Raw genomic sequence first — 19,739 nt, forward strand, 5'->3', positions numbered from 1 at the left:
CAATACATATGGGTGAAAATAATTCTCATTTCCGTTGACAATGAGAATTAAGTTGAAATACACTAACAACGTATCATTATACATTGAAGGGGAAACGCTGCATGTTATTAAAAACAAATCGAGCAAAATGGATTGGATTATTTGTTGGAATCATTGCAGTCGTTATTTGTATTTGGGGAAGTATTATTTTCGGATATACAAATACGAGTTGGAAACTAGCATTGGATGCTTTTTTCCATTTTAACGGTTCCAATGAACATATTATTATTCAAAATGTACGTCTGCCTAGGGCGTTAATTGCAGCTAGTGTTGGTGCTAGTTTAGCCATTGCTGGTTGTCTTATGCAAACTTTAACTAAGAATCCACTTGCTTCTCCAGATTTTATTGGATTAAATTCAGGTGCTGCGTTCTTTATAGTTGTAGCAATTGTAATCTTTTCAGTAACATCATTATCAGCTTTCACATGGATTGCCTTTTTAGGAGCGGCGGTTGCAGCTGTACTTGTATTTGCTTCTAGTTCTTTAGGAAAAGAAGGGACTACACCTCTTAAGTTAACGTTAGCAGGGGTCGCAATTAGTGCATTATTTTCATCATTAACACAAGGATTACTTGTGTTAAATGAAAAAGCACTTGAAGAGGTATTATTTTGGCTTGCTGGATCTGTGCAAGGGAGAAAGTTAGAAATTTTACAATCTGTATTCCCATATTTATTAATAGGATGGATTGCATCTCTTATGATGGCAGGGAAAGTAAATACATTAATGATGGGGGAAGACGTTGCAAAAGGACTTGGACAACGAACGATTTTAATGAAATCATTCGTACTACTTATTATTGTCCTGTTGTCTGGTGGTTCAGTTGCGGTCGCAGGTCCAATTGGATTTATTGGTATTGTTACCCCGCATTTTGCCAGATTTCTAGTTGGAGTAGATCATAGGTGGAGAGTACCGTATAGCGGTTTATTAGGTGCAATACTATTAATCTTAGCTGATATAGCAGCAAGATATGTCATTATGCCACAAGAAGTACCAGTAGGAGTTATGACAGCATTTATTGGAGCTCCATTCTTTATTTATATTGCACGTAAGAGAGGGCTTAGCAAATGAAGAAGTATATTCCATTTCGTATAGGGAAAGGCGGGCCCTCGTTTTTAATGTATAAACGAGCTTGTCTCGTCTTATTTAGTTTATTAGTTGTTTTAATAGGATTATTTTTTGCGAGTGCAGGTATGGGAGACATGAAAATTGCTCCTTATGATGTATGGCAAGCGATCACTGGAAATGGCGATGCGATGTCTAACATGGTTGTAAATAAGTTTCGTATGCCGCGTATTTTAATTGCCATCCTTGTAGGAATTGCGCTTGCTGTAGCAGGATGTATTTTACAAGGTCTCGTTCGAAATCCACTTGCTTCTCCGGATATCATCGGGATTACGGGTGGGGCAAGTGTTGCAGTTGTATTGTTTTTAGCTATATTTAGTGATAAAAATAATGCGCTAACTGTAAGCATTCATTATATGCCGTTAGCAGCCTTTGTTGGGGCAACGATTGTGGCGCTTTTTGTATATTTATTTGCATGGAGAAATGACGGGTTATCGCCGATTAGTCTTGTTTTAATTGGTGTGGGGTTTTGGGCATTAACGAAAGCGGCAACGACTTTGTTTATGTTGTTAGCACCAATTTATCAAGCGAGTCAAGCGAATGTATGGATTACAGGTACTGTTTATGGTTCTTCATGGCAAAACGTTATGGTGCTTGCACCGTGGGTTCTCATTTTAACGGTAATATCATTTATAGCTGCTAGACATTTAAATGCGCAAGAGCTAGGGGATGATATTGCGGTAGGACTTGGTGTTCCTTTAACGAAGTCACGCGTATTCATGTTATTACTTAGTACGGCTTTAATTGGGGGAGCAGTTGCCTTCGCCGGAGGAATTGGATTTGTCGGTTTAATGGCACCTCATATTTCACGAAGGCTAGTTGGTTCTTTATACGGTGCATTACTCCCAGTTGCAGCTATTGTCGGTGCAATTCTAGTACTTGCTGCAGATTTAATTGGGCGTACAGTTTTCACACCACTTGAAATTCCAGCAGGGGTATTTACATCAGCAATTGGTGCACCTTATTTTATTTATTTACTTTATAAAAGTCGGAATTCATAAAGGGAGATGAATATGCAAAAAGCATTGGAGACGAAATGTTTGACGTTGTCTTATGGTGAAACAATTATTATTGATGAGTTGAATTTAGAAATTCCAAAAGGTGAAATTACAATCTTTATCGGTTCCAACGGTTGCGGGAAATCAACTTTATTACGTTCACTAGCTAGATTATTAAAGCCAACAACTGGTGACATTTTGTTAGATAATCAAGCTATTCAAAGTATGCAAACGAAGCAAATTGCTCGTCAAATGGCAATTTTACCGCAAGGACCGCAAGCACCTGAAGGGCTTACAGTATTGCAACTTGTAAAACAAGGACGCTATCCATATCAAACATGGCTGAAACAGTGGTCAGAAAAAGATGAGGAAATGGTACAGAAGGCACTTGCAGCAACAGGTATGACAGAATTTGCTGAGCGTGATGTGCATGCTCTTTCAGGTGGACAACGACAACGTGCTTGGATTGCAATGACGCTTGCACAAGATACAGATATTATTTTACTGGATGAGCCTACTACATATTTAGATATGACTCACCAAATTGAAGTGCTAGATTTATTATTCGAATTAAATGAAACAGAACAAAGAACAATTGTTATGGTATTACACGATTTAAATTTAGCATGTCGCTATGCAGATAACATTGTAGCCATTCAAGATAAACAAATATATGCACAAGGTAAACCTGAAGAAGTGGTAGATGAGAAACTAGTACGTGATGTATTCCGAATGGAGTGTCAAATTAGTACGGATCCGTTGTTTGGAACACCGCTTTGTATACCTCACGGAAGAGGAAGACGTGTAGTTAAAGAAGTTGCTCAGGCAATGAGATAAAAAAACGATGAGTGATTCATCGTTTTTTTTATTTGGTACAAGAAAATAAGAGGAAGAGAGGAATACGTAAGCGACGTTTATAATCTGCTTCATTTTGAAAATAGGTTGGATTTGGTGTAGCTTCTTTTAATGATGTAATGGTAAATCCGGCTTGCTGTAATAATGTGAAATAATCTTCCGTTGTACGATGATATTTAATAACTTCTTGGTCAATCCATGGTTCAACCCGTTTGCCTAGTTTAAAGTAATCATCGACGAGCCAACTCGTTCTTTTACCACTTGTTTGTAAGCTTTCAAACGAAGAAGTAATAACGGGATGTTGAACGCTAAAGGTAAAGGTGCCATTTGTTTTTAAAGTTTGAAATACATTTTGAAAAATGGTATCAAGATGTTCAATATAATGTAAGGCGAGTCTAGATGTTACTAAATCAAAAGTGGAAGAGGGGTAGGTATAATCTTTGAGGTTTAAAAAATGAACAGATCCATTTTTATTTTCTAGTTGTTTTTTAGCTTTTTCATACATAAGTTCGGAGCCTTCAATGCCGGTGTAAGAGTAGCATCCCTTTTCTAATAATTCCGCGCCAAACTTAGCATCACCACAGCCTAAATCGAGAATTTGTTTTCCTCGTACATGACCAATGATCTGAAAGAATACTGGTTTTTCAATGGATTCATTTGGGCTATTTTCTCGGTATCTTCGTTTCATATATTGTTCGAAAAATGCTGTGTTATTGTATACATCAGATTCTGTAAATGCCATGTTTGAAACCTCCCGAAATATTTTTTTAATTCTATCAAATATGAAAAGTAAATGATAGATTTATTGTAATGAATCATATATAATCTAAAAATGTAAGCGGTTACTTTAAACTATTTTTCTATAATAAATTCTGAAAACGTGTTAAGCTAGTAGAGGGATTATTAGAACTATTAAGACAATAATCCGCTTACATGAACGATGGGAGGCTTCACGATGTCTAGTAAAACACTTGCGAAATTTTTAGAAGAAAACTTAGAGGATTTAAAATCAAAGGGGCTTTATAACGTAATTGATCCGCTTGAGAGTTCAAATGGACCGATCATTACAATTGGCGGAAAAGAATATATTAACTTATCTTCAAACAACTATCTTGGATTAGCAACAGATAGCCGTTTGCAAGAAGCAGCAATTGGTGCTATTCATAAGTACGGTGTTGGAGCAGGGGCTGTTCGTACAATTAACGGTACTTTAGATTTGCATATTAAGTTAGAAGAAACAATTGCAAAGTTTAAACATACAGAAGCAGCAATTGCTTATCAATCAGGATTTAACTGTAATATGGCAGCGATTTCAGCTGTTATGGATAAAAATGATGCAATTCTTTCAGACGAATTAAACCATGCTTCTATTATTGATGGTAGTCGTCTATCAAAAGCAAAAATTATTGTTTATAAACATTCGGATATGGAAGATTTACGCCAAAAAGCAATTGCGGCGAAAGAATCAGGTCTTTACAATAAATTAATGGTAATTACAGACGGTGTCTTTTCAATGGATGGAGATGTTGCAAAACTACCAGAAATTGTTGAGATTGCAGAAGAGTTAGATTTAATGACATACGTAGATGATGCACACGGTTCAGGTGTACTTGGAAAAGGTGCAGGAACTGTAAAGCACTTCGGTCTTTCTGATAAAGTTGATTTCCAAATTGGTACATTATCAAAAGCAATTGGGGTGATTGGTGGATATGTAGCAGGGAAACAAAATTTAATTGACTGGTTAAAAGTTCGTTCACGTCCATTCTTATTCTCTACAGCATTAACACCAGCTGATGCAGCAGCTTGCATGAGATCAATTGAAATCTTAATGGAAAGCACAGAGTTACACGATCGCTTATGGGAAAATGGTCGCTACTTAAAACAAGGATTAAAAGAACTTGGCTTTAACATTGGGGAAAGTGAAACGCCAATTACACCTTGTATCATTGGGGATGAGGTATTAACACAAGAATTTAGTAAACGTCTAAATGAAGAAGGTGTATACGCAAAATCTATCGTGTTCCCAACTGTAGCAAAAGGAACAGGGCGCGTTCGTAATATGCCTACAGCAGCTCATACGAAAGAAATGTTAGATGAAGCAATTCTTAAGTATGAAAAAGTAGGAAAAGAAATGGGCATCATTTAAGTAACGACATCTTTTGAATAGCTTGCAAATGAGGAGTGGGGAAAATGAAAAAAATTCTAGTAACCGGTTCTTTAGGGCAAATTGGTTCTGAACTAGTAATGAAACTTCGTGATGTATACGGCGCATCAAATGTTATTGCAACAGATATTCGTGAAACAGATAGTGAAGTAGTAACGTCTGGTCCATTTGAAACGTTAGATGTAACAGATGGACAAAAACTACATGATATCACAAAGCGTAATGAAGTAGATACAATTATTCATTTAGCAGCTTTACTTTCAGCAACAGCAGAAAAAAATCCGTTATTTGCATGGAACTTAAATATGGGCGGACTTGTAAATGCATTAGAAGCAGCTCGTGAATTAAACTGTAAATTCTTCACGCCAAGTTCTATCGGCGCATTCGGTCCATCGACGCCAAAAGATAATACACCGCAAGATACAATTCAGCGTCCTACTACGATGTACGGGGTAAACAAAGTGGCAGGAGAATTACTATGTGATTATTATCATCAAAAATTTGGTGTAGATACGCGCGGTGTCCGTTTCCCAGGTTTAATTTCTTACGTAGCTCCTCCAGGAGGCGGAACAACTGATTATGCAGTTGAAATTTATTATGAGGCGATTAAAAAAGGTGCATACACCTCATACATTGCTGAAGGAACGTACATGGACATGATGTATATGCCTGATGCTTTACAAGCGATCATTTCATTAATGGAAGCTGATCCAAGTAAGCTAGTGCATAGAAATGCATTTAACATTACAGCAATGAGCTTCGAGCCAGAGCAAATTGCAGCGTCAATTCGTAAACACATTCCGACGTTTACAATGGATTACGCAGTAGATTCAGCTCGTCAAACAATCGCTGATAGCTGGCCAAACTCTATTGACGCAACTGCAGCAATGAAAGAGTGGGGCTTTAAAGCAGAATACGATTTAGACAAAATGACAACTGACATGCTGGCTAAGTTAAAAAAAAAGCTCGCAGCTGAGTTAGTGATGAATTAATAGGAAGAGTCGATTCTTAGGAATCGGCTCTTCATTATTTTTGGGAGGAGAGAAGTCTTATGCAAAGAGTTGATGTCGTATACGCACTAATACATGACGAGGAAATAGATAAAATATTAATGGTACATAATACAGAACAAAACGTTTGGTCATTGCCAGGTGGGGCTGTGGAAAAAGGTGAAATATTAGAGGAAGCACTAATAAGAGAAGTGAAAGAAGAGACAGGTTTAACTGCTACGTTAGGTGGACTTGTTGCGATCAATGAAAAATTCTTTGAAGAATCAGGGAATCATGCACTGTTTTTTACATTCCGAGCGAATGTAGTAAAAGGGGAACTTATTGCGGAAGATGAAGGTGAAATTTCTGCAATAGAGTGGGTAGATCGAACAATTGCGAATGAGCGCTTCCCATACTATGACGGAGGATTTGAATCTTTATTAGAAGTAGCCATTCCATACAAGTTTCAACCAGAAACAAAGTAATTGAACGAAAAAACAGGAGCCACAAGGCTCCTGTTTTCTATTCAATCGTCTTCAGTAATAGTTTTTTCAGCAATGGTTTAATCTTCAATCGTAAATCTTCAGCATGATTTGCAACTAAGAAGTGATGGTTATAAATGTTTTTCATCAATTGATAAGTTGCTTCTTTCGCTTCGCCTTCTTCGATGAAGATACCGATTACTTCCATACCACTTTTACGCGCGAGTTTAACAGCTTCATGCGTATCTAAAATTCCGTCTTGTTGATAGTCTAGCGCAGAAGGCTCACCGTCTGTGAAGACTAGTAAGAATTTATGTTTCTCAGGTCTTTTGGCAAGTTTTTCAGAAACGATACGAATAATATATCCGTCGCGGTTATCTTCTTCTTCACGAAGTTGCATAATTTCTGGACCAACGTTTGGTAACGTTGAGTTTTTATAATTTACAACTTCATGAATAACGTTCGGCTTATCTTCAGGTTTAGCGCTAGAGGCATCTTCCCAAAATCCGCTAATAGCGTGCGGGATTTTTAAAGACTTTAAAGCTTCATGGAATAGTACAACACTCTTCTTCGTTTCTTCCATTTTGTTATACATAGAACCAGAACAGTCAACTAACAGTTGGAATGCAACATCGAGTTCTTGTGACTCTTGTCCTTTTTTATAAAACATACGTGGTTGTTTTTCGGTATAAATACGAAGGAATTTCTTACGAAGTCTTCCGTAATATTTATCACTATTCGCATTCGTTTTATTTTCAATCGTTTTTTCGATAATTTTCTTTAATTCTTTTACATCTTTATTGACGACTGATTTGATAGCTTGGTAATCTTTTTTCTCATCTGAGTTTGCTTTGCGAGCTTCTTTAAATGTATGAGAAGCACCTACATTATACTTACCGTATGCACCGTCGTGCTGGCTAGAAGCGTGTGAAGCCCTTGCTTCTTCTGTATCAGCGCCATCAAAGTTGGATTGTGTACTTTTTTGAGAAGTACCTTGTACAGAACCAAGTGCTTGGTCGCCATCTTCTGATTCGCGAGCAGTATCGCCCATCATGTTTGTTTTTGTTCCGCTTTCTAATTCAAAGCGTAAAAAGTTCTCGTTTTCGTTATTTTTATTTTCACGATGCCATGTGGAGAAACTTTCATCCATTTTGTTTTTATTTTCATCGTCATCTATAAGCTGCGTATCATCATTTGCTAAATCTTCGACGCGACAGTTCTTTTCGTCTGCAAGGACAGATAAGTAAAGTGGAGCATGTCCGAAATAGTTGTTAAGCATATCACTTTCAAGAAGCGCCTCTAAGCGATAGCGAATTTTCTCAACGATATACATAATATCTTCTGTATTACGTGCTTGGAATGTTTCATGTAAAATCGCTTCAATTTGCTCAAAATATTCATTATTAAACATTTCATATTTATCGCTCGTTAATGAAAGATAGCATAGGCAAAATAGACGATCACCGTGATAATTACGAACGCGGTTTATTTCATTTTGAGAGCCGAAATAGTTGCGGTACATTTCTTTTCGACGTTTAAAAACATGCTTCGTGCCAGGACGTAAGTTCTTTACGATTTCCTCAACGCGTAAATCTTCTAATAGAACAAATAATTGTGTTAAAAACTTTTTTAGGGGCGATTCTTGCAATTCAATCGCATAAGAACGAATTAAAGTCATGTCCGAGTAATGTTTATTACCAAGTGCTTTTAAGAACACTTCGCTTTTTAATCCGATTACTGTATCTTCTTCTTTTCGATCATCCCAAAAGTGACTAATGACAACTTTCTTTTCAATTTCGTCGTAGTATGCTTTATAGCCATATTCAAGATAGGCATCGTCTTCTTTTAGAAGGGCATACATTAAGTTTTCCATTTGTAGAAACAGCGACGCATCAATTTTTTTGTCACTAAAAATTTGTCTCATAAATTATCCCTCAAAGAAATAACTTTCTGCTAATTCACGGACAGTCATTTGTTCTGTTTCATCATTAAGTTTTGCAATTATGCTTCGTTCAATCGCTCGCATAATAGGAATATATACACCTAAATCACATGCGTCGATAATACCACGAATACTTGCTGCTTCTTCACTTACACGTCCATCGCGAGCTAAAGGCATAAGGTCGCTTGCAAATGCAACAAACTTTTCAATTGTTGCAACATCATTTAATTTTGATTCTGCTAATAATAGTTCTTTTAATGTGTCACCTTGAATGTAAGGAACTTCAATAATAACGAAACGGTTTTTTAACGCTTCATTTAGTTCACTTGTTCCAACGTAACCTTCGTTAATCGCAGCAATTACACGGTATTCGTCATCACCGTATACAACCTCTTGTGTAAATGGGTTTGTAATCATTTTACGGTAATCTAATGCGCCGTGAAGTAGCGGTAAAGTTTCAGGTTTTGCCATATTGATTTCGTCAATATATAGGAAGTGACCGTTCTTCATTGCTTTCATAAGAGGACCGTTAACGAATGAAACTTCAGATGCACCATCTTTCGTTTGTAGTGTGTTGTATCCTAAAATACCCTCTACATCTAAGTCGACAGAGCAGTTAATGCTATGCATTGGTTTTTGGAATAAAGAAGAAAGAGTTTCCGCTAGTACTGTTTTACCACTACCAGTCGGTCCTTTTAAGAGAATGTTCTTGCCAAGAAGAAGTGCTGTAATCGCATCTTCAATAATGCTATTATCAGACGCTTTATATATTTTCGTTCCGATTAAATGTGCATTTTCACCAGCTTCTTGTTTATTCTTTTCATGAATCGTAGAAAGCTGTTGTTTTAAATCAGCATGTATATGAAATTGTTCTAACATGTATTTCCCACCTAACATTATTTTCATAAAGTAATACATCTTATGATAACTTGTTTTAATATGGTATGCAAAGAAAAGGAAGGAGGATAAAGGGAAAAGAAAAAGCAATCAAGATAAAGTTGATTGCCTACAGTAAAGGAGAAATGAGCCTCATGAAAGACTCCAATATGCGTTTTTTTATACTTCTTTTTTGGAAAGAGTTCCATTTAATTTCAGTTGAATGTTTAAAATCTTCTTCGAAATCACATTTAATATCGTGAACTGTTTTTGATTCATAAAGTACGCTAATAATTTCGTAATTCAATTCAAAGCTACGTACATCCATGTTCGCTGTTCCGATAGTTGCAATTGTATCATCAACGAGTACAATTTTTGCATGCATAAAACCATCTTTATAACTGTAAATAGAAGCACCAGCTTTTAAAAGCGGAGTGAAATAGGATTGAGATGCTTGATCGCTAATGATGCTATCACTTTTACCTGGATATAAAATCCGTACATCTATTCCGGCAATTGCACTTAAGCGTAATAATGTTAAAGTTTCTTGATCTGGAATAAAGTAAGGGGTAGCGATCCAAATGGATTTTTTTGCAGAGCCCATAACAGCTAATAATGTATTACGAATACTTTTATCATCGGAGCTTGGTCCGCTTGCTACGATTTGAACAGCACCTTCTGCATTTGAAATTTCTTTACCTGGGAAGTATTGTCTATTCATGAATTGATCCCAGGAATAGGTATTTAAACCACTAGAGGCATAGAGCCAGTCTTCTAGAAAGATTGCTTGTAATTTATATAATGCTTTTCCTTCTATTTTTAAATGACTATCACGCCAAACGGGAAATTTCTTTGAACGGCCAAGATATTCATCACCGACGTTGAGTCCTCCGGTAAAACCAATTTCTCCATCTACAATAACGATTTTTCGATGGTTACGATAATTGACAGTTTCAAGTAACCAAGCTGAAAAAATAGGGTCAAATTCTACAATTTCAATCTCAGCTTCTTTCATAGGTTGCAAAAATCGTCTTCTTAACGTATTACTTCCAAGGCCATCATAAAGGAAGCGTACAATAACACCATCTTTTGCTTTTTGTATTAAAGCATCTCGAACTTTTGTACCAATTTCATCAGATTTATAAATGTAGTATTGAATATGTATATGATGCTTTGCCTGCTCTATAGCTCGCAAAATTTCTGAAAATGTTTGATCTCCGTTTGTTAAAAGTTTTGTAGTTGTTTTATCTGCGGCAGGACCACCTCCAAATTTTTGTATGACTTCTGTTAAATGTATGGAACGTTCATTTAGTGGGACTGTGAGTAATAACTCTAGTCTTCTTCCTTCTAATATTTCACGGAATAATTTTCTTTGTTCTTCTGAACGATGGAGATGTTTTTTTCTTCTCCAGCGGCTGCGTCCGAAAATAGCGTATAAAAGCACACCTATAATAGGAAGAAGTGCTAATACTAAAAACCATGCTAACGTACTTTGTGGAGATCTATTTTCTATAAAAATAACGAATGAAATTCCGACGATTGTGATGGACCATAGAGCACCGACAAATGTATATAACGAAATATACGATGTATTTAATAGGAACAGAACGATAGATACGATTGTAAATATTAATAGTAATTGAACGATAGGCTTTTTCATTTCTATATAATTCCCCTAATCTTTTTTCAATATAGACTTCTTAAATAGAAGATGTAATATGACATCTTTATTATAAGGTGTTTTGCTTTTTTTACAAAATATAGACATATCACCTATACTTTCCGCATTTGTCCTACATACAGTGTACTATCCCATTTTTTATCTCACTCTTAACGCATATGAAAATGAAAAAATCGAAAAGGAGCGGAGAAACATGAATTATATAGAAAACAATGGATTGTACTATCGGAATCATCATCATGGAGGACACAATCATGGTGGGCACAATCATAACGGTGGACATCATCACCATGGAGGACACAATCACTATGATCACCATCATCATCACGGAGGCGGATGGGGCTGGGGTGGTGGTAGTTCATGGGGAGGTGGATTTTTCCCTGGAAGCTTTGCAGGAGGAGTGTTAGGCGGACTGACAGCTGGTGCATTAACAGGTGCAACAAGTGGAGGATATTATCCAGCTCCATATCCAGTAGCTTATCCATCGCCATACCCTGTAACGTATCCAATGCCATACCCAGGTTATCAGCAAATACCATATTCGTATTAAATTAAAAAAGAGGCTATCCTCTTTTTTAGTTTAATACAGTATTTATTTATAAAATAATTCCAAAGTTAAGGTAGAAATATGTTAATATTTTGTTATTGTAATTCAAAAACATACACATTAATGTAGATTTTCATATTATTATTCGTGAATAGTTATGTAGTATGATCTAATTTCTATTTCGTTATTAAATAACAAAGAGATCAGATATGAGTGGTATTAGTTGGAAACAAGGCTTGCATAGAGCTACTTAAAAGGATTGCGGTATAATAAGGCGCGAAGTAATTAGAGATATGGGAAGCTACCAGTTATAATTGAAACGGTATAATATTGCTTTTTATTACAAATAATATTATGTTATTTTAATCGGTTTATTTAAAAAGATAATTTATGTAAAGGGCTAGTATTAGAAAATGAAATATCTCTATTTCTATGAAGAGAAACAGGTTGTGTTTTAGTCAGATAGAAGCAAGGAGAGATGCGCATGCTAGAACAGAGAGGTCATGCATTATATGACTCTTCGTTGCGAGATTTAAAGTTAGCATTAGATGAGTCTTCAATTGTTGCAATTACAGACCGAGAAGGTCTTATTACATATGTAAATGATAAATTTTGTGAAATCTCTAAATACAAAAGGGAAGAATTAATTGGAAAAGATCACCGTATTTTAAATTCAGGTCATCATCCGAAAACCTTTTTTCAAAACTTATGGAAACGTATTTTGAATGGGAAAGTATGGACAGGTGAGATTCGGAATCGAGCGAAAGATGGTACATATTATTGGGTCAAAACAACAATTGTTCCATTTTTAAATGAAAAAGGAGAGCCATACCAGTTTATCGCAATACGAAATGATATTAGTAGTAGAAAAGAAGCGGAACAGAGGTTGCGGCTAAGTGAAAGTCGTTATAGGGAACTTGCCTATCATGATGCTTTAACGAGTTTGCCGAACCGTTTGCAATTAATAACGACCGTTAATAAATTGATTGCAGATAAAAAAGAATTTGGTATGATTTACTTTGATTTGGACCGTTTTAAATTAGTAAATGATACGTTAGGTCATATGATAGGGGACTTACTTTTAAGCGAAGTCGCTTCAAGGTTGCATTATGTACTAGGAGAGAAAGATGTTCTGGCTAGGCTAGGTGGCGACGAATTTGTGCTGTTAACAAAAAATCATAGACAAGATGATATGAGGCAGTTAGCGACATCTGTGTTGTCATGTTTCCAGGCACCATTTATTCTTGAAGGCCATGAAGTATATATTTCAGCTAGTCTAGGACTTTGTTCTTATCCACAAGATGGACAAGACGTGGAAACATTATTGAAAAACTCCGACTTAGCTATGTATAGTGCAAAAGAACAGGGGAGAAATGCTGCATGTTTCTTTACAGATGAGCTACGCGCGAAAATAAATCGTAGAATGAAAGTTGAGTTTGCTTTGCAAAAGGCAATTCGTGATGAAGAGTTAGATGTAGTATTGCAGCCTATTATTGATTTGAAAACGAAGAGATATTCTGGTATAGAAGCTCTAGTACGCTGTATGACAGAAGACGGACCTATTTCACCAAACGAATTTATCCCGGTAGCTGAAGAGTCTGGACTTATTATAAAGCTAGGAGACTGGGTATTAGAAAAATCGTGCCGATTGTTTAAAACATTGCCAAATTATCAAGAAGGACTAAAGTTATCAGTGAATTTATCTATACAACAATTAATGCAGAAACGTTTTATTTTCTCTGTACGTAGCATTTTAAAGAGAACTGGTTTTCCTCCGAACCGTTTAATATTAGAAATAACGGAAAGCATAGCAGTCCGCCATTTTGATTATATTATTGCTACATTACAAGAATTAAGAAATATGGGTGTGTTAATTGCTTTGGATGATTTCGGAACTGGCTATTCTTCCTTATATTATTTAAAACAACTACCACTGGATATTGTAAAAATTGATCGTAATTTTATTCGTGAATTTCATTATGATCACGCACAACCAGAACGAACGATTGTAAAATCCGTTATTGAAATTGCTCATAGTTTAAATTTAGCAGTAGTTGCTGAAGGAGTAGAAACAGTAGAGCAAGAGAGTTTGTTACAATCAATGAGCTGTGATTATGTACAGGGATTTTATTATGCGAAACCTTTATCTGTAGGAGAGCTAAAAGAAAAGTTAATTACAGATTTTTAATAAAAAAGAGAAGCCAGCAGCTTCTCTTTATTTAATCCGTTTTTTGTGAGTCTTTCATTAGTACTGGATAAAGAATAAGACCTAATATAAACAATCCAATTCCTAAGAAGAACGTTTTTAAATCAGCAGTTCCCGTTTTGATAACCCAAATGGAGTATACCAATGCCAATGTAGTGATAATTCCATCTTTTACTCGAGATCCTGGTAGTATATCATACGTTTCTCCTGTAATAACTAATTTTAATTGGTACAAGGTAGAAACAAGGTATGGAATTAAATAGGCTAATGTTGCTACGACGATAGCGAAACTATATGCTTCTGAAACAGTACCAGAAATCGTTGAAAATAAGAAAATTTGCGTCATTACATTTGTAATCAATAATGATTTTGAAGGACTACCTTTTTTATTTGTTTTCCCAAAAAACTTAGGAAAAAGTCCATTCTTTGCTGCCTGGTAAGGTACTTCTGAACTAACAACGATCCAGCCAACTGTAGATCCAAATAAAGATATAAGAGCGAGTAAGGCCATTATATATGCACCTTTATTTCCAATTGCTAAATTTAATGCATCTACTAACGGTTTTTGAGACTCCTTTAAAGCATCTTGCGGAAGAGCTCCCATTGTAAGTAAAGTAATTGACATGTAAATAAGAAGAGCGATAATTAATCCGAAAATCGTAGCTTTTTTTACATCGCGCTGTGATTTTGCACGGTTAGAAAGCATAACCGCTGATTCAATACCGATAAATGCCCAGAGTGTTGCAATAGCAGCTGAATTGATTTGGCCACCTAACGAGATAGATTGTCCTGCTTCATTCATAAAGGTTTGACCGTCTCCGAAATTAGAAGCATTGAAAATGAATAATGTAATTACAATAAACATTGTAAATCCGATAATTTTTGCAATAGTAGCAAGTAGATTCATATTTCCAGCTCGATCAATATTTTGAGAAAGAATATATTGAATTCCCCATAGCATAAGGCTACATACAAGGAAAGTTAACCCTTTTCCGAGTTCTAGTGAAAATCCGTTTATTGAAAAAAGAATTTGCTTACTTTGTAAAACTGGAAAGAATGTTGATAAATATCCAGCAAAGGAAATAATAACAGATGCTGTTGCAGCCCAGTTAGCAGCCCAATATCCCCATGCCATACTATATCCTGCAACTTTACCAGCTTTTTTTGAAGGAAACATCGCTTGAGCATAGCTTTGTGGTCCAGCTTTTAATTCTGGTTTACGAATCGCTAAATTTCCAAATACAAGTGCAATCATAAATACGCCAAGGCCTGTAATACTCCATGCGAGTGTAGAACCCATTGGACCTGATACTTGTGCTAAATTTGCTGGAAGCATAAATACGCCACCGCCAACCATATTCCCGATAACAAATGCTGTTAAAACCCATAATCCCCATTTTTTCGTTTCCATTTTTGTTAACTCCTTTGTAGTAAGTTTTGCTTAAACATCATTTTTTACTAGCTTTTTGACAATAAAAAAAGAGCCATGTAGATAAAAAAATACCTACATGGCTCTTTTGCCAAAGCGTAGGTACAACGGGAATAACCCTTGTACCTACGCGTAATTTTTCCGCTAGGTTTCAAGGGTTACGTATGATGATGATGTTTTTGTGCAAATGTAACTACAGTTGTTGTATAAGTAAGCATAGTTCTTTGCTCCCTTTCTCCTCTGATTTTGAAGTTAGTATACTACATGTTTTTTTGAATGAAAAGAAAAATATAAAAATTTTTATAAAAATACGTTTTAAAGATTAAATATTTACCTATATTTTTCTTGTACTGGAAAATAAGTGAGAGATTGGCAGAAGAGTGAAGCATGTTATAATACATATAGAATTAGAAGGTGACAAGGGGCTATTGTAGATGATGAGTAAGTATGAACAAATTTATACAGAAATCAGTAAATCTATTGATAATAAACAATTAAAAGAGGGATGCAAAATCCCATCAGAAACAGAATTAATGAAGCAGTATGAGGCAAGCCGAGGCACGGTGAGAAAAGCTGTAGATTTACTGCAAGAGCGTGGATATGTGCAAAAAATTCATGGAAAAGGTGTTTTTGTTTTAAAGCGAAAAAATATTGAATTTAATTTTGGCGGTATTGTAAGTTTCCAAGAAGAAAATGAACGTTTGGGACGTCATTGTATTACGGAAGTTGTGGAAATGGACAAAGAAAAAGCCACAAAAGAAATTGCAAAATTATTAAATGTAAAAGAAAAAACAGAGATTGATCATATTAAACGTGTACGAAATATTGATGGAGAAAAAGTAATTTTAGATATAAATCATTTTGTATCTGAGTTTATTCCAGGATTAACGAAAGAAATTGCAACTGCATCGATTTATAAATACATCGAGAAAGAGCTTGGGCTACATATTAGTTATTCGCAGAGGGTAATTGAAGTACAGCCATGTACAGAGGATGACAGAAAGTATTTAGATTTAAATGGAACAGACTATGTTGTCGTTGTGAAAAACTTTACACATTTGTATGATGGAAGTCAGTTTGAATATACAGAATCACGCCACCGTTTAGATATTTTTCACTTTTCGGATGTGGCACGCAGGAAGTAAAGAGGTGGAACAAAATATTGTTTCATCTCTTTTTTTATAAAAAAAACACAAACTCGTATATACGAGTGTTGACTAACTTATATATACGAGTTAATATGTAATTGTAAACGGTATCAAAAAAAGAAAAGAGGGATGGGAATATGGGGAAAGACTATCGTAAAACAGCAGAGGAAGTGTTGCAGTATATTGGTGGGAAAGACAATATTGAACAAGCTGCACATTGTGTGACGAGGCTCCGTATCGCTTTAAAAGATGAAAGTAAAATAGATAATGATAAATTACAGTCTGTTTCATTAGTGAAAGGAGCGTTTCATAACGCTGGTATATTTCAAGTTGTAATTGGTCCAGGGGATGTAGATCGTGTTTACGCTGAATTGATAACGCTTGCAGGTATGAAAGAATCGACTGTAGCTGACGTAAAAGACTCTGGAAATCAGAAGTTAAATCCAGCTCAAAAGTTTGTAAAAATATTTTCGGATGTATTTATGCCGATATTACCAGCGATCGTAACAGCTGGTTTACTAATGGGTATTAACAATCTATTAGGCGCAAAGGACTTATTTTTTGATGGGAAAAATTTATTAGATGTTTATCCGAACTTAGGCGGGCTTTGGGATTTAATTAATATGATGGCCAATACAGCATTCGTATTCTTACCAGCACTTGTCGGTTGGTCAGCAACGAAGCGTTTTGGTGGTAGTCCAATACTAGGGATTGTTATGGGACTAATGCTTGTGCACCCGGCCTTATTAAACGCTTGGGACTATGGAAAAGCAGCGACTGGTTTAGACGGACAAAAGATTGAGTACTTCGATATTTTAGGACTGTTCCAAATTGAAAAGGTAGGGTATCAAGGTCAAATCTTGCCGGTTTTAGTAGCTGCATTTGTGTTAAGTAAAGTAGAAATTTTCTTAAAGAAACATGTACCAAATGCAATTCAATTATTAGTTGTACCAATTACAACAATCGTTGTGACAGGTGTGTTAGCATTAGGAATTATTGGTCCGGTTACACGTCATATTGGAGATTTATTAACAGTAGGATTGGTAGGTGTATATGAAACAGTACCAGTAGTTGGAGCAGTATTATTTGGAGCGTTATATGCACCGCTTGTAATTACAGGTATGCATCATATGTTTATTGCAATTGATTTACAATTGATTGCACAACATGGCGGTACATTTATTTGGCCAATGATTGCTCTTTCTAACATTGCGCAAGGTAGTGCGGCACTTGCGATGTTCTGGATTTCTAAAAATCAAAATGATAAAAGTATGGCATCAACATCAGCCATTTCAGCATACTTCGGTATTACAGAACCAGCGATGTTTGGTGTGAATTTACGAAATAAGTTCCCGTTTTATGCAGCGATTATAGGGTCTGCTGTGGCAGCGATATTCATTACATTAAATGGTGTATTAGCACCTGCTATCGGAATTGGGGGATTGCCAGCATTTATTTCTATCATTCCGAAATCGATTCCAATGTTTATTGTCGGAATGATTATTGCAGTTGTAATCCCATTTACTTTAACATGGTTATTTGCAAAAAGAGTGAAACAGAAGTAGGAGGAAGTTAAACATGAAGGATTGGCATAAAAGTGTAGTCTATCAAATTTATCCGAAGAGCTTTAATAGTTATTACAATAGAGAAACCGGTGATATAAAAGGGGTTACAGAGAAACTAGATTATTTAAAAGAACTCGGAGTGGATTATATTTGGTTAACACCGATATACCAATCACCACAAAATGATAATGGATATGATGTAAGTGATTATTACAGCATTGATCCATCTTACGGAACGATGGAAGAGTTTGAAGAACTTTTAGCAGAAGCGAAAGTACGTAACATTGAAATTATGCTTGATATTGTTGTAAATCATAGTTCGACTGAACATAAGTGGTTTAAAGAAGCGAAGGAAGATAAAAATAGTCCATATCGTAATTACTATATTTGGCGTGATGAAAAAAATAATTGGCAGTCTAAGTTTGGTGGATCTGCTTGGAAATATGATGAGAAGACGGAGCAATATTATTTACATCTATTTGATGAAACACAAGCTGATTTAAATTGGGAAAATGAAAAACTTCGTGAAGAAGTATATGATATGATGCGCTTTTGGCTGGATAAAGGGGTAACGGGATTCCGATTAGATGTCATTAATTTAATTTCAAAAGACCAATGCTTCTTAAATGATGAAGGTAATACTGCGACAAGTGATGGACGCAAGTATTATACAGATGGCCCGCGTGTTCATGAATATTTACAAGAGATGAATCGCAATGTTTTTGCAGGAAAAGATGTAATTACAGTTGGAGAAATGTCTTCTACGACAATTGATAATTGTATTAAATATTCAAATCCTAAGCGTAATGAATTAAGTATGACGTTTAGTTTTCATCATTTAAAAGTAGATTATCCCAATGGAGATAAGTGGACAAAAGCGAATTTTGATTTCATTAAATTAAAAGAAATTATGTCTAATTGGCAAATTGAAATGCAAAAGGGCGGAGGATGGAATGCGTTATTTTGGTGTAATCATGACCAGCCTCGCATCGTGTCACGCTTTGGTGATGATGGAAAGTACCGAAACGAATCTGCAAAAATGTTAGCGACAGCTATGCACATGCTGCAAGGAACGCCTTATATTTATCAAGGGGAAGAAATCGGTATGACAAATCCTAAATTTAAGTCCATCGAGCAATATCGTGATGTGGAATCGTTAAATATATACGATATAAAGCTAAAAGAAGGGCTATCACAAGAAGAGATTATAGGGGTTTTAAAGCAAAAATCTCGTGACAACTCTCGTACTCCGATGCAGTGGAATGAAGAGGTGAACAGTGGTTTTACAACAAGTACACCTTGGATTTCAGTGGCTGAAAATTTTAAAGAAATAAACGTAGAGAAGGCATTAGCAGATAAAGAGTCCGTATTTTATCATTATAAAAAGTTAATAGAGCTTAGAAAAACGTATGATGTAATTACAGAAGGAGAATATGCTATTTTGGATAAAAATGATCCTAAAATTTGGGCATATACTCGTACTACAGAAAGTGAAGTACTACTTGTTATAAATAACTTCTATGGAGAAGAAATAACGTACTCTGTACCGGCGCACGTTCAATTAGATGGAATGAAACAAGAGGTACTACTGTCGAATTATAAAGATTCCAGCAAGGATATTACAAAACTTAAATTAAGACCATATGAATCAATTGTGTATCGATATACGAAATAAAAAGGTTGTATGCCCGAGCGGC

Annotated in this window: 16 protein-coding genes; 11 read left to right on the forward strand and 5 right to left on the reverse strand. The window is 35.6% G+C overall.

Going from position 1 to position 19,739, the window contains the following annotated elements; all coding sequences use genetic code 11:
- Window positions 1–101: 101 nt before the first annotated feature.
- Genes MHB52_RS03205 through MHB52_RS03215 form a run of 3 tightly spaced genes read left to right on the forward strand, consistent with a single transcriptional unit; the run spans window position 102 to window position 2,995 of the window.
- Complete coding sequence (locus tag MHB52_RS03205) at window positions 102–1,106, forward strand: FecCD family ABC transporter permease (RefSeq protein WP_000925233.1); 1,005 nt, start codon at window positions 102–104, stop codon at window positions 1,104–1,106.
- Window positions 1,103–2,161, forward strand: coding sequence for a FecCD family ABC transporter permease (locus MHB52_RS03210; RefSeq protein WP_000760070.1), 1,059 nt, complete (start codon window positions 1,103–1,105; stop codon window positions 2,159–2,161). Before MHB52_RS03205 ends, MHB52_RS03210 begins: the two co-directional genes overlap by 4 nt.
- A gap of 12 nt (window positions 2,162–2,173) precedes the next feature.
- The gene (locus tag MHB52_RS03215; protein ID WP_001167943.1) at window positions 2,174–2,995 is read left to right on the forward strand and encodes an ABC transporter ATP-binding protein; all 822 of its coding nucleotides are present in this window, start codon (window positions 2,174–2,176) and stop codon (window positions 2,993–2,995) included.
- A 28-nt stretch (window positions 2,996–3,023) separates the two neighbouring features.
- Here MHB52_RS03215 and MHB52_RS03220 read toward each other — a convergent pair whose 3' ends face one another.
- On the reverse strand, window positions 3,024–3,755 hold the full coding sequence (locus tag MHB52_RS03220; protein ID WP_061664094.1) for a class I SAM-dependent DNA methyltransferase: 732 nt from the start codon (window positions 3,753–3,755) through the stop codon (window positions 3,024–3,026).
- 213 nt (window positions 3,756–3,968) lie between these two features.
- Here MHB52_RS03220 and MHB52_RS03225 point away from each other — a divergent pair, with 213 nt between their 5' ends.
- The 3 genes from MHB52_RS03225 to MHB52_RS03235 are packed head-to-tail and all read left to right on the forward strand — an operon-like array spanning window position 3,969 to window position 6,651.
- Entirely contained in the window at window positions 3,969–5,159 is a 1,191-nt protein-coding gene (locus MHB52_RS03225; RefSeq protein ID WP_000095905.1) for a glycine C-acetyltransferase, read from the forward strand.
- A 44-nt stretch (window positions 5,160–5,203) separates the two neighbouring features.
- Window positions 5,204–6,169, forward strand: coding sequence for an L-threonine 3-dehydrogenase (locus MHB52_RS03230; RefSeq protein WP_044797126.1), 966 nt, complete (start codon window positions 5,204–5,206; stop codon window positions 6,167–6,169).
- A gap of 59 nt (window positions 6,170–6,228) precedes the next feature.
- Entirely contained in the window at window positions 6,229–6,651 is a 423-nt protein-coding gene (locus MHB52_RS03235) for an NUDIX hydrolase (RefSeq protein WP_001189928.1), read from the forward strand.
- Window positions 6,652–6,688: 37 nt separating this feature from the next.
- Here the strand turns inward: MHB52_RS03235 and MHB52_RS03240 are convergent, their stop codons facing one another.
- From MHB52_RS03240 to MHB52_RS03250, 3 genes are all read right to left on the reverse strand, one after another.
- A complete protein-coding gene (locus tag MHB52_RS03240) occupies window positions 6,689–8,572 on the reverse strand; it encodes a vWA domain-containing protein (protein WP_001248850.1) in 1,884 nt (627 codons plus the stop codon).
- 3 nt (window positions 8,573–8,575) lie between these two features.
- Entirely contained in the window at window positions 8,576–9,469 is an 894-nt protein-coding gene (locus MHB52_RS03245) for an ATP-binding protein (protein ID WP_000892972.1), read from the reverse strand.
- Between the two features lie 127 nt (window positions 9,470–9,596).
- Complete coding sequence (locus MHB52_RS03250; protein WP_061664095.1) at window positions 9,597–11,126, reverse strand: cardiolipin synthase; 1,530 nt, start codon at window positions 11,124–11,126, stop codon at window positions 9,597–9,599.
- A 214-nt stretch (window positions 11,127–11,340) separates the two neighbouring features.
- Here MHB52_RS03250 and MHB52_RS03255 point away from each other — a divergent pair, with 214 nt between their 5' ends.
- Window positions 11,341–11,697 (forward strand): hypothetical protein, encoded by a 357-nt coding sequence (locus MHB52_RS03255; RefSeq protein WP_001106406.1) that lies wholly within the window; start codon window positions 11,341–11,343, stop codon window positions 11,695–11,697.
- A gap of 481 nt (window positions 11,698–12,178) precedes the next feature.
- Window positions 12,179–13,882, forward strand: a complete 1,704-nt coding sequence (locus MHB52_RS03260) for a putative bifunctional diguanylate cyclase/phosphodiesterase (RefSeq protein WP_000893342.1) — start codon at window positions 12,179–12,181, stop codon at window positions 13,880–13,882.
- Window positions 13,883–13,913: 31 nt separating this feature from the next.
- On the opposite strand, the gene MHB52_RS03265 is transcribed toward MHB52_RS03260, so the two are convergent.
- Window positions 13,914–15,311, reverse strand: a complete 1,398-nt coding sequence (locus tag MHB52_RS03265) for an amino acid permease (protein WP_044797131.1) — start codon at window positions 15,309–15,311, stop codon at window positions 13,914–13,916.
- 452 nt (window positions 15,312–15,763) lie between these two features.
- On the opposite strand from MHB52_RS03265, the gene treR reads away from it, so the two are divergent.
- The 3 genes from treR (at window position 15,764) to treC (ending at window position 19,717) form a co-directional block, all read left to right on the forward strand.
- A complete protein-coding gene (treR, locus tag MHB52_RS03270; RefSeq protein WP_000987242.1) occupies window positions 15,764–16,474 on the forward strand; it encodes a trehalose operon repressor in 711 nt (236 codons plus the stop codon).
- Between the two features lie 140 nt (window positions 16,475–16,614).
- On the forward strand, window positions 16,615–18,042 hold the full coding sequence (treP, locus tag MHB52_RS03275; RefSeq protein ID WP_000513940.1) for a PTS system trehalose-specific EIIBC component: 1,428 nt from the start codon (window positions 16,615–16,617) through the stop codon (window positions 18,040–18,042).
- Between the two features lie 13 nt (window positions 18,043–18,055).
- Window positions 18,056–19,717, forward strand: coding sequence for an alpha,alpha-phosphotrehalase (gene treC / locus MHB52_RS03280; protein ID WP_061664096.1), 1,662 nt, complete (start codon window positions 18,056–18,058; stop codon window positions 19,715–19,717).
- Window positions 19,718–19,739: the final 22 nt, after the last annotated feature.

Source organism: Bacillus sp. FSL K6-0073 (assembly GCF_038006085.1).
GTDB lineage: Bacteria > Bacillota > Bacilli > Bacillales > Bacillaceae_G > Bacillus_A > Bacillus_A cereus.